Here is a 15,338-nt window from a genome sequence, read left to right on the forward strand (position 1 = left end):
CTAAAGGGGGAGGCTTCAAACCGAAGTTAGTTTTAGATGAACCAAACCGCTACCTCTCCTAGCCAACTCCACAGCGCTAACCCAGCCGATTGGCCCGTGGCCTCCGGTTGGCAAGCCTTGGTAGATGATTTTTTTTCCAGCACGGGCGGGCAGAATTTGCTGGCTTTTTTGCAGCAGCGCTTGCAGACCGGTGCCACCATCTTTCCGCCCTTGCCTCTGCGGGCACTAGAGCTGACACCACCCGATGCCGTGCGTGTGGTCATTTTGGGGCAAGACCCCTACCACGGGCGCGGGCAGGCCGAGGGGCTGGCGTTCTCGGTGGCCCCCGGTGTGGCGCTGCCGCCATCGCTGCGCAATATCTTTAAAGAGTTGCAGCGCGATCTGGGCACGCCTTGGCCTGAGTTTCCGCAGCCGGGGGGCAGCCTCGTCAAGTGGGCTAAGAATGGGGTGTTGCTGCTCAACACCTGCCTGACGGTAGAGGAAGGGCAAGCAGCCAGCCACTCTGGCAAGGGCTGGGAGCGCCTGACCGATGCCGTCATTGCCCATGTCGCCCAAGGGCCACGCCCAGTGGTATTCATGCTCTGGGGGGCGCACGCTCAGTCCAAACGGGCCTTCATTCCTACCGATCGGGGCCATTTGGTGCTGTGTGCCAACCACCCCTCGCCGTTATCGGCGCTGCGCCCGCCAGTGCCCTTTATCGGCTGCGGGCATTTTGGGCAAGCACGGGCTTTTCGGCAGGCGCAGCAGCAAAAGGATGGTGAAAAAGAGGTGTAACAATGCGCGCTTGCATTTTTTCCACCACTTAAGGAGACACCGATGGAGCGCACTTTTTTGGACATGCCCGATAGCCAAGGCTACTTTGGCGAGTACGGCGGCCAACTGATTCCGCCACAACTCAAGGCTGTGATGGATGACATCAACACCGCCTACGACCAAGTGCGCCAAACAGCCGCTTTCCAAGACGAGCTGGCCGAGTTGTATGCCCACTATGTAGGCCGCCCCAGCCCGATCTTTTATGCCAAGCGGCTGTCGCAGCGCCAAGGCGGCGCGCGCATTGTGCTCAAGCGCGAAGACCTCAACCACACTGGCGCGCACAAAATCAACCACTGCCTGGGCGAGGCGCTGCTGGCCAAGCACATGGGCAAAACCAAGGTGCTGGCCGAAACCGGCGCGGGTCAGCATGGCGTGGCGTTAGCCTCGGCCTGCGCACTGGTGGGCATTGACTGCGAAATCCATATGGGCGAGATCGACATCGCCAAAGAACACCCCAACGTCGTCAAGATGAAGATTTTGGGCTGCAAGCTGGTGCCGGTCACGCGCGGTACGCGCACGCTCAAAGACGCGGTCGATAGCGCCTTTGAAGAGTACCTCAAAGACCCAGTCAACTTTATTTACGCCATCGGCTCGGTGGTGGGGCCGCACCCGTTCCCGAAGATGGTGCGTGACTTCCAAAGCATTGTCGGGCGCGAAGCTCGTGCGCAGTGCTTGACCCAACATGGCCGCCTGCCTGATATGGTGGTGGCCTGCGTGGGCGGTGGCTCCAACGCCATGGGCATTTTTACCGAATTTTTGCCCGACGAAGCCGTGCAACTGGTGGGCGTAGAGCCTGCGGGCAAGGGCTTGGATACGCCCGACCACGCTGCCACGATGGCGCGCGGCACCAAAGGGGCCATCCACGGTTTTGCCTGCTACACGCTGCAAGATGCGCAGGGCGAGCCACTGCCGGTGTACTCCATTGCCTCTGGCTTGGATTACCCCGGCGTAGGCCCGCAGCACTGCTACCTTAAAGACATTGGCCGGGTAAACTACGAAAGCATCACCGACGACGAGTGCCTAGACGCCTTTATGACGCTATCGCGCACCGAAGGCATCATCCCAGCACTGGAAAGCGCCCACGCCGTAGCCTATGCCATGAAGGTAGCCAAAACCATGTCGCCTGAGCAAACCATTCTGGTCAACCTCTCAGGCCGTGGCGATAAGGATGCCGATTTCGTCTCGCAAAAATTGGGGCTTTAATCGCTCTATGTCGGGTGATGCCCTCTGGACTAACCCGACCTACGTGGCTCCAGCGTCTCCAGCAGCACGACGCTCAAGCAACATGGCGTCGCCATAGCTAAAAAAGCGGTAGTTGCGCTTGATGGCATAGTGGTACAAGCCCATCACCGGCGCATAGCCCGCAAAGGCACTCACCAACATCATCAGCGTGCTTTTGGGCAAGTGAAAGTTGGTCAGCAGTAAATTGACCACCTGAAACTCAAACCCCGGCGTGATAAAGATATTGGTGTCACCACTGGTTTGGCCGGAGCGCGCCCACGATTCCAGCGTACGCACGGTGGTAGTGCCCACGGCCACAACGCGGCCCCCGCGCTGGCGGCAGCGCTCTAGCGCGGCTAGGGTGGCCAGCGGCACTTCGTACCACTCGCTGTGCATTTGGTGCTCGGCCAAGTTTTCGGTTTTTACCGGCTGAAAGGTGCCTGCACCCACATGCAGCGTCACGCTGGCGTGCTCAATACCTTGCGCAGCCAACGCGGCCAACACCTCCTCGTCAAAGTGCAATGCTGCGGTGGGTGCGGCCACAGCACCGGGGGCGCGGGCAAACACCGTTTGGTAGCGCTGCGCATCTTGGGCGGCGTTGGGGTCGTTGCCTTCGGCCTGCTGGCGTTCAATATAGGGGGGCAGCGGCAGGTGGCCATGGCGCTCCATCAAGTCCCAAGCGCTCTCGTGGGCCGGGCCGTGCAACGCAAAGCGAAACAGCGGGCCGTTTTCATCGGGGTAGCGGCCCAACAGCACGGCATCAAAGCCGCCGCCATTGCAGCCACCGGCCATGTGCAGGGTAGCACCGGGCTGGGGCTTTTTGCTCACCTTCATGTGGGCCACCACTTCATGGTCGCTCAGTACGCGCTCAATCAGCAGTTCTAATTTGCCACCGCTGGCCTTCTCGCCAAAAATGCGCGCCTTGAGCACACGGGTATCGTTAAACACCAGCAAATCACCGGCACGCAGCAGACCGGGCAGTTCACGAAAAATACGATCTACTGGCTGCACGCCACGGCCATCGAGCAAGCGCGAGGCACTGCGCTCTGGGGCTGGGTGTTGCGCAATATGCTCTGGGGGTAACTCAAAATCAAAATCGCTGAGGGTGAAGGCGGAAGAAACGGGGGCAGAAAAATCGGTCATAGTGCTTGAGGGCCGAACAGGCCCGTGCCAAGGATAAACAAGGGAAATACGCCAACCCTAGGGCCTGCGCGGCGCGATTGTCCCACGACGGCTGTCCCATAATCGCTGCGCTGCGGGTGTGTGCCATGCCCGCTGTGGTGCCGCCGTGCCTTTGGCGGTGGTGTGCTTGTTTAGCGTCCAAGGAATCCATTGCCATGCCTCTTGTCGTGTTCAACCAGAAAGGTGGAGTGGGCAAATCCACCATCACCTGCAATCTGGCCGCCATCAGCGCCAGCCAAGGGCTGCGCACCTTAGTAATCGATCTGGACTCGCAGGGCAACTCCAGCGCCTACTTGTTGGGGGCTGCACCGGCACCCACCCAACCCGGTTTGGCCCATTTCTTTGAGCAAACGCTGGGGTTTAGCCTGCGTCCTCTGCCCCCTAGCCATTTTGTGCAGCCCACGCCGTTTGAGCACCTGCACCTGATGGCCTCTAGCCCGCTGCTCGATGAGCTACAAACCAAACTCGAATCGCGGCACAAAATCTACAAGCTGCGCGAGGCGCTGCAAGTGTTGCTCCAAGACTACGACCGCATCTATATTGATACGCCGCCAGCGCTCAACTTTTATACCCGTTCAGCGCTGATGGGCGCACAAGGCTGCCTGATTCCGTTTGACTGCGACGATTTCTCGCGCCAAGCGCTCTACACCCTGCTGACCAATGTGCAAGAGATCCGCGCCGACCACAACCCCGACTTGCAGATCAAGGGCATTGTGGTCAACCAGTTTCAAGCCCGTGCCAGCCTGCCCCAGCGGCTGGTGCAAGAGCTGCTCAATGAGGGCCTGCCGGTGTTGCAGCCCTACCTGCCGCAATCGATCAAAGTGCGCGAGTCCCACCAGCAAGCCAAACCCATGATTTACCTCGACCCCCGGCACAAGCTCACCCAAGCCTTGGTGGCTTTGCACCAAGCCCTGACCGCCACACCAGCCACCCACGTTTAAGTTTGCCCATGCAGTTACAAGATATTCTTTATTCTCAAGGTTTTGGCACCCGCCGTGTTTGTGCTGGTTTGGTGCAACAGGGCTGGGTAGAGGTTTATGAAGCTGGGCCAGACCAGCCGCCCGTGCAGTGCCTCAATGCCAGTGCCGACTTTGCCCCTGAGGGCCTGCGCTTTCGGGTGCAAGGCGTCGATTGGGCCTACTTTGCCCATGCTTATGTCATGCTGCACAAGCCCGCAGGCACTGAGTGCTCGCAAAAGCCCTCCACCTACCCCAGCATTTACACCCTGTTACCCGCCCCCTTGCGCCAGCGGCCCGTCAAGAGTGCCATCCAAGGCGTGCAGGCCGTCGGAAGGCTAGACCAAGACACCACTGGCCTGTTGCTGCTCAGTGACGATGGTCAGTTTATCCACCGCATGAGCTCGCCCAAAAAGCATGTGCCCAAGGTGTACCGGGTCACGGCCAAGCACGACATCACCCCCGAACAAATAGAACGCCTGCTGGCCGGGGTTGTGCTCGATGATGACCCCAAACCAGTGCGCGCTGCCGCCTGCACGTTGGTCGATACCCACTGCCTTGACCTAACCCTGACCGAAGGCAAATACCACCAAGTCAAGCGTATGTTGGCCGCTGTGGGCAACCGGGTAGAGGGTTTGCACCGCAGCCGCATCGGCCAGTTGGCGCTGCCATACGATTTGGCCCCCGGCCAATGGCGCTGGTTGAGCGCCGAAGATTTGCAGCGCCTGACGATGGTCACGGCGTAGTATTTTTGCCTTAGTGGCACGCCATAATGGCGGCCACGCTTTGTGCTGTTTGGGGCCGGGTGCCCTTATTTTCCAAAGAAACGAGTCTGCCTCTATGGATACCTTTGTCTGGGATCAAAATTTTGTCACCGGCTTGGCCGAGGTGGATGGGCAGCACCATGCGCTGGTGGATTTGTTCAATGAACTCAGCCGTTCGCTATTCCTGACTGATGACTCCAGAGAAATAGTGCTGACTGAAATTTTTGAGCGCTTGGTAGCCTACACCCACTACCATTTCAGCGATGAAGAAGCCCTGATGAAAGCCGAGGGCGTAGACGAACGCCATGTGCAAGCACATAAAGGCTTGCACCAGCAGTTTGTAGCCCAGGTACATACCATGTGGCAGCAGCGCGGGTTGATGAGCGACCCGGCAGAAACCTTTGTGGGCTTTCTGACCTCGTGGCTAGGGATGCATATTTTGGGTGTAGACCAATCGCTGGCACGCCAGATTGTGCTGATTCGTGAAGGCGTATCACCAGCCCAAGCCTTTGAGCAAGAAAATTCAGCGCACGATAACGGCACCCAAGCGCTACTCAAGATGATCGGCAAGCTCTACCATGTGCTGTCGGCACAAAACACCGAGTTGGCCCAAGCCAACCAATTGCTCGAAGATCGCGTCGCCCGACGCACACGCGAACTGGCCTACGCCAATGAAGAGCTACAACAGGCCAACCTACGGCTAGAGGCGTTTTCGCGCACCGATGGGCTGTTGCAAATCGCCAATCGGGCCTACTTCAATGACCGTCTGACCCAAGTATGCGCCGCCGCCACACGACGCCAAGAGCCTATCGGGCTGCTGATGATTGATGTGGACTTTTTTAAGCGCTACAACGACACCTACGGCCACCAAGCCGGTGATGCCTGCTTGCAGGCGGTGGCGCGCGCCGTGCAAAACGCCACCCAGCGCACCACCGATTTGGTAGCACGCTATGGAGGCGAGGAGTTGGCCGTGATTTTGCCCGATACCGACAGCGAAGGTACCGCTGCGGTAGCCCGGCGCGTGGTGGACGGCGTACTGGCGCTGGGCCGCGAGCACAAAACCTCGGATGTGGCGCACTATATTACGGTCAGTGTGGGTGCCGCCAGCCAAGTGCCAGAAGGCCCCAATGCGGACAAAGCACTGATCGGCAGTGCCGACAACGCTTTGTACCGCGCCAAAGAAGCGGGGCGCAATTGCTGGCTGCTCTCGGTTTAAGCCAACAGCGCCTGAGCACTGGCTTGGTCGGCGGCTACTTCTAGGATTTTCAGAAATCCACTGATCTCAAACACCTCGCGTACCTGCGGGGCCATACCGCACAACACCAACCGGGCCTTGGCCTGCTTGGCACGCTTGGCCGCCATCAAAATGATGCGCAGACCCGCACTGGAGATGTAGTCTACTGCCGCCAAATCGACAATGGCATGGCATCCGCTGGTGTCAAACAGGGGGATGATGGCCTTTTCTAATCCGCCCGCCGTGGCGCTGTCCACACGGCCAATGATGCAAGCCAGACGCACTGCGCCCAATTCCGAGATCGTACATTCGAGAGCCATTTTTTTACTTTCTAAGGGGCGATACAAACTTACGCCTCTTTGCGCAAAGTTTTGAGCAGCACAATCAAATTGCCACTGCCATCGTAGTAAGTGCGGACATCGTCCATCAAGGTTTTCACCAAATGCACACCTAAGCCCCCCACTTGGCGCTCGTCCAAGTCCAGATCAAGGTCGGGAATTGGGGCCTGCAAAAAGGGGTCAAAATGGGGCGCATCGTCTTTGATGAATATCTCTAGCAATTGCGCAGAGATATTCATACGCACACGGATCAGGCGATTTTGCGCACCTTGTAATCCGTGTAGGATGGTATTGGTGATGAGCTCATCAAGGCACAGGTTGACTGAAAAGGCTAAATCGGGGTGCTCAGGCAAAGCCTCTTCTACGGCAGCGGCCAGTTTTTCGAGCTCCTGCAAATGTGCTGGCAATTGATAATCTAGTAGCAGTGTCTTGTGGTGCGATTGCGGCAGTAGGCCGTCCATCAGGAGCTCCTTACTTTCTACAAAGACTCAGACAGATCAAAATAAGGGACGGAGACAGACAAAAGACTCAAGTTGGTCAAGAGTGCGCAAAATATACGAGACCCAGTGCGCTTTGGCTAGAACATTTTGTCTAAATAACAAATAGTTACCTGTGGCTGTAACCGCGCAATGTCATCGACTTGCGCCAACTTAGTGCCGCCCGACAGCAAGGCTGCGGCCCCCCCGGCCACAGCCCAAGCAAGCGCTTGGGCAGGATGGTGGCCCTGCGCCAACGCCCACACCAGTGCGGCCAAAAAGCAATCCCCAGCGCCGGTGGTGCCACCAGCGGCAGGCACCGGCAATGCTGGAGCCTGCCAAATACCACTGGCGCTGGCCAATACCGCCCCTTGCTCCCCCAGTGACAGCGCCACCATGTCTGTTTGCCCTTGGTGCACCAGACTTTGTGCAGCGGCCTGCCATTGCACCGGCTGCTCCAGCGCCAGCCCAGTGAGTTCGCGCAGCTCACGCAGGCTAGGTTTGACCAGATAAACGCCTGCACGCAGCGCTGCCGCCAGTGCCGGGCCAGAAGTATCTAACACCAGCCTCTGACCACGCTCTTGTGCTTGCTTGGCTAGCCGAGCATAAAAATTATCTGGCACGCCGGGTGGCAAACTGCCGCTGGCCACCAGCCAGTGGGGCGCGGGGTGCAGAGCGGCTAACTGGTCTAGGCAGGCTTGCCATTCAGTGTCCAACACCGTCGGCCCTGGCAACACAAAGCGGAATTCTTGCTCTGTGCTTTCCTCCAGCACTGACAGGTTCTCGCGCGTCTGCCCCGCAATCGGCTGGGGCCATGCTGGCACGCCCTCGGCTTGGAGCAGGGTTTGCAGTTGGGCACCGCTACAGCCCCCCGCCAGATACCACGCGGTAGTGGGGCTGCCCAGCCGGTGCAGTACCCGCGCTACGTTGATGCCACCACCGCCGGGATAGTACTGCGGTGCGCTACAACGCAGTTTGTGCGTGGGTTGCACCTGCCCCGTGCGGGTGGCGATATCCAAAGCCGGGTTGAGGGTCAGGGTCAGGAAGGTGGTGCTCATACCATGGAGGGAAAGGCCGGTGCGGGCATTAGTGCCGGACATTAGTGCGTGTGGGTGGTGCGAAAATCAAATCCCGACCAGAGATGGATCAAATCGGGAAAATTCCAGTGCGCCGGGTCTTCGCGGCCAGCGATTTTGTCGGTACAACCGGGTGCGCTCAGGTCGATGGTTTGGGGCGTAATACGCAGCTGGCTATTGGTGCAGTAGAACACCTTGACCCACGGTGCGGTCAGTGTGCTGCGGTTTTGGTCGGTTACTACCCCCAAATACCCAGAGCTCAATCGCACCAGCGAGCCTGCCGGATAGATGCCAATGCTTTTAACAAATGCATGAAACAGTTGGAGGTCAAAGTGGCCTTCACTCCACTGGGCCATACGCCGCAATGATTCGGCAGGATCCCAGCCTGCCTTGTAAGGCCGATTAGAAGTAATGGCATCGTACACATCGCAAATCGCAGCCATGCGAGCAAAAATATGGATTTGCTCCCCGGCCAGTTTATCGGGGTACCCTGAACCATCCATTTTCTCGTGGTGGTGCCGACAGGCATCAAGCACAGGGCCATCGGCCATGCCGCCATCGCGCAGCATTTGCCAGCCTGCCACCGGGTGGTCTCGTACTATCGCAAACTCGGCATCAGTGAGTTTGCCCGGTTTGTTCAGCACTTCCAGCGGGATCGTGGCCTTGCCCAGATCGTGCAGTAGCCCGGCCATCCCGGCAATGCGTGTCTGCTCGGCATCAAGCTGAAGTTGGCGTGCCAGTGCCACCATGAGAGCACATACGGCAACCGAGTGCATGTAAGAATAATCGTCAGCCGTTTTGAGCCGCGCCAGACTGATAAGAGCACCAGGGTTGCGGATCACTGAGGAGGAAATATCCTCCACTAGATCACGCATCTTCTCGGTGTGGATGGCCTTGCCTAGCCGAGCCTCATTAAACATAGATGCCACAGCCGTTTTGGACTGGCGGCAAATTGCTGCTGCGGTTTCCAACTCCTGAGCCATGCTGGTAGGGCTACGGTCGCGCGGTGCAGGCGCTAGGCTGGGTGCGGGGGGGGATATGGCAGGCACATCATCGAGCTGCTGAAAGGTCTGCTCCACTTGGGCTTCAGCTTCTTCCTCAGAGGTAGAGACTGTGCCGGGGGCAACATCCAAACCATTGGCCACATCAATCCAGACTTCTTTAATCGTAGTGGCCCGGATACTGTCCAAGTCTTTGGGATCGGTCAGGACAAACTGGGTACGCCAAAAGGGGTGCTCCATCCATGAACCACAAAATTCATGGATGTGCATCCCCAAAGTGAGGTGCTTGACGTGAATGCGCTTGAGCATAGCAATGTTTCCGTGGGGCTGACTGGCAAGGTGACGATAGCCAGTGTGGCACTAACGATAACAAATTGTTATGCATCAAGTGATAACAAATTGTTATCACCAATTTTGCGTTTTATAACTATCGGCGCGATAGCTTCAAAACCTAGGCCGCTGCGACAACATCTTGCTATAACAGTGAACAGCCCCAAATTTTGAGGAGGCTGGTTGGTTTAACTAAATACCCCTGTCGCGGTGTTGCTGGCTGCAAGTTGCCTCCAGTAGTTTGCCTGACCTTCTGCCGGGAGGATATCCACCATCGGCATGAGCTATAGGACGTGAGTCGCCCTGTAACGGGTGCAACGGGTAGCAGCAGCAGCCCAAGCCTTGGGGACACCAGAGCTGGCTGTGGCGCGCCATATCTGGGTGGTGGAGCCAATTTCGGTATTGGGTTCGGGCAAAACCGACTGTGTCAGTTTGCAGGTGCAGTTAGCGGGCTGATCGCAGCCCGCCCGGCTCAAGATTTGCCCGTCGCCTGCGGGCGCGCTGGGGCGGCTATCAGGCGCTCACCCATCCAGCGCAGCAGGTCTACCCACATCTGGCGCATTTCGGCATCGCGTGGGGTGGTTTTGGCACTAGCCAGCTCTACCGTCACCACCGGCATGCCCTTGTGTACGCCCGCATAGTGGCCCAAGCTACCGGGGTAAATACCCACTTGGTCCAGATAGAGCCGCCCCAAACGCGACGGCGGCGTGGTGGGGCCGTCAAAATCGAGCACGCCATAGGGCGCATGCAAACTGACGATCAGGTGTGGCTTAAACTGCTGCATCTCCTCGTGCAGGTAGCGGCTTTCAGGCTCGGACAGCGGCTCCTTACCCGGCCAACGGCGTGGGTCTTTGCCGGTGCGCTGTGCCCAATAGTGGGGGGCATCGCGCACCCATTCAGGTGTGGGAAAGTTGCGGTTCAGATCGACGCCATTGGCGTTGGTGCGGCGGGGCTGTGCCATCAGCAAGCCATCAGGGTTGAGGGCCGGAATAAAGCGCCAATGCACCGGCTGGGGCAGTTCAAAGGCTTTATCGCGGGCCAGCGCCAACCAATGCAAAGCCACCGAGGCCGCCGAAGGCTCGTCGCCATGAATGCCCCCAACCACCAGCACGCGCAACTGCGCCTGCTCATCGGGTACATCGCGCACCAAAATGCGCCGCCCCTGCACCGAACGGGCGGCACTGACGACCAACCCCGCCTGTTGGCACTGGGCGAGCGTCACATTGGGCAGGCGGCGTACGAGGGCCTGACATTCTGGAGTCACAGAGGCATCCACCGACACCTTGGATGGAGCAGGTGGCGTAGCCCATAAGGGGGTACTAAACCCAACGGCCAAGCAACAAAAACCAAGCTGCTTCCAGGGTAGAAAAGACAAGAAATTCATAGGGAAAAGGGGGTATCAAAGTTGCCCTGTGGCGTGCAGCCGCTGGTGCTCAACCAAGGTGCAACGGTCTTGCACCACCTGCAACCCGGCTGCACGGGCGTGGGTTGCGGCCTCCTCATGGCAAATGCCTCGTTGCAACCACAGGCATTGCGCACCAATGGCAATAGCCTCCTGGGCAATGGGTGGCACATCGGCACTGTTGCGAAACACATCCACCATATCTATGCGCAACTGCTGTGCTGCCAAGGCTTGGGCAGCATCACTCAGACTGGCATAGCAAGGCTCGCCCAAAATCTGTTCCCCCTCGCGGGCAGCCACCGGATTGACCGGCACGATACGGTAACCCTGCTGCTGTAAGTACAGCGCTACACGATAGCTGTCGCGGTGAGGCTTAGGTGATAGGCCGACCACAGCAATGGTGCGGCATTGCGCCAAGATGGCGCGCAAAGGGTCAGTGCTGGGCATGAAATGGAACCCCTTTGGGGCGCAGGCTGAATCAAGTGTGGCGATGGTAGCGCAGCACTAAAGCAGGGCTGATCCGCTAACAAAAATTTCCGACCGAGCAAATGCACCAAATATTTCTGACTTTCGTCATGCGTATTGCTTTGTTGTAGATAAGGGATGGGCTTTTTACGATGCCGTCATCACGCAAAAAGTCTATGACCAAACTTACCCTTGATAAATCGTCGTCTCAGATCAGTGCAGCAGCACCTCTGAGTGTGGCCGAACTCCAACGCCGGGCTACCACCCTGTGGCCCGCTTTGCGCCAAGGTGTGCAGGTGCGGGAACGTGAGCGCATCCTGCCCTATGAACTCATCCGGCGCATTGGCGATGAGCGGCTGCTCACTTGGCGCATTCCACAGCAATCGGGTGGCAGTGGGGCCTCGGTGCGCGACGTGATTGAGTTTGTGATCGACGTGGCCTCGGTGGACTCCAATATCGCCCAAGCGTTGCGCCCAAGTTTTCTATTTCTTGAAGGGCTGCTCGCCAGCGACGATGAAGCCGCGCGGCAACGCTGGTTGCCGCATTACTTGCAAGGGGAGCTGTTTGGCAACGCTGGCTGGGAAGTGGGCGCAGCCAATGGTGCCATTAGCGCCCGCTTGGAGCGCGAAGGCAATCATTACCGCGCCAACGGCAGCAAATACTACAGCACGGGCGCTTTGTATTCGGATTGGGTCAGCGCGGTGGCGCTCAATGCCGAAGGTGAAGAAATACGCTTCATGTTGCCGCGCGACCGAGAAGGTTTGGAGCTGATCGACGACTTTGACGCGATGGGCCAACGCCTAACAGCCAGTGGCACGACCAACCTGAACAACGTGCTGGTCTATGAAGAAGACATCGTGCCGCAAAACCTCTATGCCGCAGGAAAAAACCAGCGCAGCATCGTCACGCCCTATGCCCAGTTGTTTTTGGGTGCGGTCGAGGCGGGCATCGCCCGCAACGCGCTCCATGATGCCGTGGCCTTTGCCCAGCACCATGCCCGCCCCATCAAGCACAGCAGCGCCAGCCGCTCGGTAGATGACCCGTATGTAGAGTTGTCGGTGGGTGAGATTTCTGCCCGCGCTTTTGCCGCCGAGGCCGTGGTGCTGCGCGCCGCTGACAGCATTGACGCCGCATGGGCCTCTGGCTTGGACGAAGCCTCCATCACCCAAGCTGCGATTGATGTGGCCCAAGCCCAGTACATCGCCGCTGAAGCGGCCCTCAAGGCCGCAGAACTGCTGTTTGACGTGGGTGGAGCCTCCACCACCGCACGCACACACAACTTGGATCGCCACTGGCGCAATGCCCGCACGGTGGCTAACCACAACCCACGCCATTGGAAAGCCGCCGTAGTGGGTGCTTACCGGCTTAAAGGCACGCAGCCACCGCATTCTGGGCTGTTCTGAGTCTTGCCCGTCCCTGAGAAAACCCCATGACCACCTCTGACGTCACCCTGCGCGATGCCAGCGACGCCGCCATCGCTGCTTATGCCGATGAACTGGCCGCCGAGATTGCCAAAACCGCAGCCCAATACGATGCGTCGGGCGAATTTCCGCATGAACATTTTGACTTGCTGCGCCAACGCGGTGCGCTCAAATTGACCTTACCCCAAGCGCTGGGGGGCGAGGGCCTCTCGCTCTACCAATTGCTCTTGTTCCAAGAACGCCTAGCCAAAGGCAGCGGCTCCACCGCGCTGGCGCTGGGCTGGCACCTGATGGTGTTTGGCTACCTGAGTTTCGACTTGAAATGGCAGCGGCCCATTTTTGAGCGGCTGTGCCGGGAGGTGGTGCAAGACGGCGTGCTCATCAATGTGCTCATCACCGACCGTGAGGCAGGCAACCTGCTGCGCGGCGCTAAACCCAGCACCACGGCGCGCAAAACCGAGGCGGGCTATGTCATCCGGGGCCGCAAAGCCTTTTGCTCCTCCGCCCCAGCTTTGGCACAAATGATCGTTTATGCCTTCATTGAAGAAGAAGGGCGGATGGCCGAATTCTTGGTGCCCAAATCTGAGCGCGTGCGCATCATCGAGAATTGGAACACCATCGGAATGCGCAGCACCGGCAGCCACGATATTGAATTCGATGATGTGCTCGTGCCCCACGATGCGCTGCTCAGTTATATCGACCCCGGCCAATCGAGCAGTTTTACCACCGCCAGCCGGGCCTTTGGCCTGCAAATTTCTGCCGTTTACTTAGGCATTGCCGTGGCTGCACGCGACTTTGCGTTGCAATTTGCCGACGGCTACCAATCGCGCAGCCTAGGCAGCTCCATCTTGGATGCGCCACAGGTACAGCAAAAACTGGGCGAGATCGAACTGCTGATTGGCAGCTCCAAAACCCTGTTGTATGGCTTGGCCGAGCGTTGGGAGCGCCATGCTGCCATCCAGCACCGGCTCCACCACGAAGTGGCAATTGCCAAATACACCGTGACCAACAACGCCATCCGCATTGTGGAGCTGGCGATGGGCATTGTGGGCGGACACGCGCTGTCTAAAGACTTGCCACTGGAGCGCTATTTCCGTGACGTGCAGTGCGCTTTGTACAACCCGCCACAAGACGACATGGTACTGGCCAACTTGGCACAAGACGCCACCGCCCGCCAGCGCGCTCGCACCGCCCCCTCCACAGCACACAAGGTGGTGGCCTTTCCCAGCGCGGCCCCCATCCCGCAAGCACTGGCCGCTTGAGCCAAAAACGCTCCCTTGATTGCACCAAGCCATGACCGCCCAAAAACACATCATCCTGAACGCTTTTAACGAGAACTGCGTCGGCCACATCAACCACGGCCTGTGGACGCACCCCCGCGACCAGACTACCCAATACCACACCATCGAGTTCTGGACAAACATGGCCCGCACCCTAGAGCGCGGCCTGTTTGATGGCATCTTTATTGCCGACATTCTGGGCGTTTACGACATCTACCAAGGCAACATCGACCTGACGCTGAAAGAAGCGGTGCAACTGCCGATCAACGACCCGATGCTGCTGGTGTCGGCCATGGCAGCCAGCACCCAGCATCTTGGTTTTGGCGTCACCGTCAACCCGCTGACAGAACACCCTTACCTACTGGCACGGCGCTTCTCCACCCTCGACCACCTGACCCGTGGGCGCTTTGGCTGGAACATCGTTACCGGCTACCTCGACAGCGCAGCGCGTGCCATTGGTCAAGACAACCAATTGCTGCACGACGAGCGCTACGAGCGCGCCGATGAATACCTGGAGGTGCTGTACAAGCTGCTCGAAGGCAGTTGGGAAGACGACGCCGTGCAGCGCAACAAAGCAGCGCGGGTCTTTGCCGATCCGGCCAAAGTGCATTCCATCCAGCACCACGGGCGCTATTACAACGTGGAGGGCTACCACCTGTGCGAGCCATCGCCACAGCGCACGCCAGTGCTGTTTCAAGCTGGCACTTCAGGCCGAGGGCAAGTGTTTGCGGCACGCCACGCCGAAGCAGTGTTTATCGGCGGCAATGACAAAGCCACGGTACGCAACACCGTGCAAGAACTGCGGGCGCAGGCCGTGCAAGCAGGCCGCCACGCGGACGATATCAAGGTCGTGCTGGGCATCACAGTGGTGCCCGCTGCCACCACGCAAGAAGCGCGTGACAAGCACGATGAATACGTGCGCTATGCCAGCCCAGAAGCGGGATTGGCGCATTTTTCCTCCAGCACGGGCATTGACCTGTCCCGTTACGACTTAGACGAACCGATTGCGTTTCACCAGACCAATGCCATCCAGTCGTCACTGCGGGCGCTGGAGCAGTTGGGTGGCACGCGGCGCAAGCTGCTGGAGCACTTCCAACTGGGTGGACGCTATCCGGCCATCGTCGGGGACGCACAGCAAGTCACGGACGAGTTGCAATCTTGGGTAAAAGAAACCGGCATTGACGGCTTTAACCTGACGCGCACCGTAGTACCTGAGAGCTTTGAAGATTTTGTCGATGTCGTGGTGCCTGAGCTGCAAAACCGGGGCCTGCACAAAACGTCTTACACCGAAGGCAGCCTGCGTCACAAGCTGTTTGGCCAAGGCAACCACCTGCCAGCACGCCACGCCGCAGCGCAATTTCGCAAGCTGGCCTAAAGCC

General features: G+C 58.7%; 16 protein-coding genes. 9 read left to right on the forward strand and 7 right to left on the reverse strand.

Annotated elements, in window-relative coordinates; all coding sequences use genetic code 11:
• Positions 1 to 36: 36 nt before the first annotated feature.
• Positions 37 to 774, forward strand: a complete 738-nt coding sequence (locus tag BMX55_RS08820; protein ID WP_091456113.1) for a uracil-DNA glycosylase — start codon at positions 37 to 39, stop codon at positions 772 to 774.
• A gap of 42 nt (positions 775 to 816) precedes the next feature.
• A complete protein-coding gene (gene trpB / locus BMX55_RS08825) occupies positions 817 to 2,016 on the forward strand; it encodes a tryptophan synthase subunit beta (protein ID WP_091456117.1) in 1,200 nt (399 codons plus the stop codon).
• Between the two features lie 39 nt (positions 2,017 to 2,055).
• Here the strand turns inward: trpB and queA are convergent, their stop codons facing one another.
• On the reverse strand, positions 2,056 to 3,177 hold the full coding sequence (gene queA, locus BMX55_RS08830) for a tRNA preQ1(34) S-adenosylmethionine ribosyltransferase-isomerase QueA (RefSeq protein ID WP_091456120.1): 1,122 nt from the start codon (positions 3,175 to 3,177) through the stop codon (positions 2,056 to 2,058).
• Positions 3,178 to 3,371: 194 nt separating this feature from the next.
• Here queA and BMX55_RS08835 point away from each other — a divergent pair, with 194 nt between their 5' ends.
• The 3 genes from BMX55_RS08835 to BMX55_RS08845 all read left to right on the forward strand — a co-directional run bounded on the left by BMX55_RS08835 (position 3,372) and on the right by BMX55_RS08845 (position 6,152).
• Entirely contained in the window at positions 3,372 to 4,157 is a 786-nt protein-coding gene (locus tag BMX55_RS08835; protein WP_091456124.1) for a ParA family protein, read from the forward strand.
• Between the two features lie 8 nt (positions 4,158 to 4,165).
• Positions 4,166 to 4,918 carry a 16S rRNA pseudouridine(516) synthase gene (locus tag BMX55_RS08840; protein WP_091456127.1) on the forward strand — a complete coding sequence of 251 codons (753 nt, stop codon included), beginning with the start codon at positions 4,166 to 4,168 and terminating at the stop codon, positions 4,916 to 4,918.
• Positions 4,919 to 5,012: 94 nt separating this feature from the next.
• Positions 5,013 to 6,152, forward strand: a complete 1,140-nt coding sequence (locus BMX55_RS08845; protein ID WP_091456131.1) for a GGDEF domain-containing protein — start codon at positions 5,013 to 5,015, stop codon at positions 6,150 to 6,152.
• Here the strand turns inward: BMX55_RS08845 and BMX55_RS08850 are convergent.
• From BMX55_RS08850 to BMX55_RS08865, 4 genes are all read right to left on the reverse strand, one after another.
• Positions 6,149 to 6,490, reverse strand: a complete 342-nt coding sequence (locus BMX55_RS08850; protein WP_091456133.1) for an STAS domain-containing protein — start codon at positions 6,488 to 6,490, stop codon at positions 6,149 to 6,151. The genes BMX55_RS08845 and BMX55_RS08850 overlap by 4 nt on opposite strands.
• A gap of 29 nt (positions 6,491 to 6,519) precedes the next feature.
• Positions 6,520 to 6,969, reverse strand: coding sequence for an ATP-binding protein (locus BMX55_RS08855; protein ID WP_091456138.1), 450 nt, complete (start codon positions 6,967 to 6,969; stop codon positions 6,520 to 6,522).
• A gap of 116 nt (positions 6,970 to 7,085) precedes the next feature.
• Positions 7,086 to 8,042 carry a 1-phosphofructokinase family hexose kinase gene (locus BMX55_RS08860; protein WP_091456302.1) on the reverse strand — a complete coding sequence of 319 codons (957 nt, stop codon included), beginning with the start codon at positions 8,040 to 8,042 and terminating at the stop codon, positions 7,086 to 7,088.
• A gap of 41 nt (positions 8,043 to 8,083) precedes the next feature.
• On the reverse strand, positions 8,084 to 9,370 hold the full coding sequence (locus BMX55_RS08865) for a cyclic di-GMP phosphodiesterase (RefSeq protein WP_091456142.1): 1,287 nt from the start codon (positions 9,368 to 9,370) through the stop codon (positions 8,084 to 8,086).
• Between the two features lie 333 nt (positions 9,371 to 9,703).
• Between BMX55_RS08865 and BMX55_RS16425 the strand changes: the two genes are divergently transcribed.
• On the forward strand, positions 9,704 to 9,847 hold the full coding sequence (locus BMX55_RS16425) for a hypothetical protein (protein WP_177172864.1): 144 nt from the start codon (positions 9,704 to 9,706) through the stop codon (positions 9,845 to 9,847).
• Between the two features lie 16 nt (positions 9,848 to 9,863).
• Here BMX55_RS16425 and BMX55_RS08870 read toward each other — a convergent pair whose 3' ends face one another.
• Both BMX55_RS08870 and BMX55_RS08875 read right to left on the reverse strand, forming a co-directional pair.
• Positions 9,864 to 10,727 carry a DUF2817 domain-containing protein gene (locus BMX55_RS08870; RefSeq protein WP_245751342.1) on the reverse strand — a complete coding sequence of 288 codons (864 nt, stop codon included), beginning with the start codon at positions 10,725 to 10,727 and terminating at the stop codon, positions 9,864 to 9,866.
• A 63-nt stretch (positions 10,728 to 10,790) separates the two neighbouring features.
• Positions 10,791 to 11,240, reverse strand: a complete 450-nt coding sequence (locus tag BMX55_RS08875; protein WP_091456148.1) for a CoA-binding protein — start codon at positions 11,238 to 11,240, stop codon at positions 10,791 to 10,793.
• 194 nt (positions 11,241 to 11,434) lie between these two features.
• On the opposite strand from BMX55_RS08875, the gene BMX55_RS08880 reads away from it, so the two are divergent.
• Genes BMX55_RS08880 through BMX55_RS08890 form a run of 3 tightly spaced genes read left to right on the forward strand, consistent with a single transcriptional unit; the run spans position 11,435 to position 15,334 of the window.
• Complete coding sequence (locus BMX55_RS08880) at positions 11,435 to 12,661, forward strand: acyl-CoA dehydrogenase family protein (RefSeq protein WP_091456152.1); 1,227 nt, start codon at positions 11,435 to 11,437, stop codon at positions 12,659 to 12,661.
• 26 nt (positions 12,662 to 12,687) lie between these two features.
• A complete protein-coding gene (locus tag BMX55_RS08885; protein WP_091456156.1) occupies positions 12,688 to 13,941 on the forward strand; it encodes an acyl-CoA dehydrogenase family protein in 1,254 nt (417 codons plus the stop codon).
• 31 nt (positions 13,942 to 13,972) lie between these two features.
• On the forward strand, positions 13,973 to 15,334 hold the full coding sequence (locus BMX55_RS08890) for an LLM class flavin-dependent oxidoreductase (protein WP_091456159.1): 1,362 nt from the start codon (positions 13,973 to 13,975) through the stop codon (positions 15,332 to 15,334).
• Positions 15,335 to 15,338 lie beyond the last annotated feature (4 nt).

This window comes from Giesbergeria anulus, assembly GCF_900111115.1.
In the GTDB taxonomy this organism is placed as follows: domain Bacteria; phylum Pseudomonadota; class Gammaproteobacteria; order Burkholderiales; family Burkholderiaceae_C; genus Simplicispira; species Simplicispira anulus.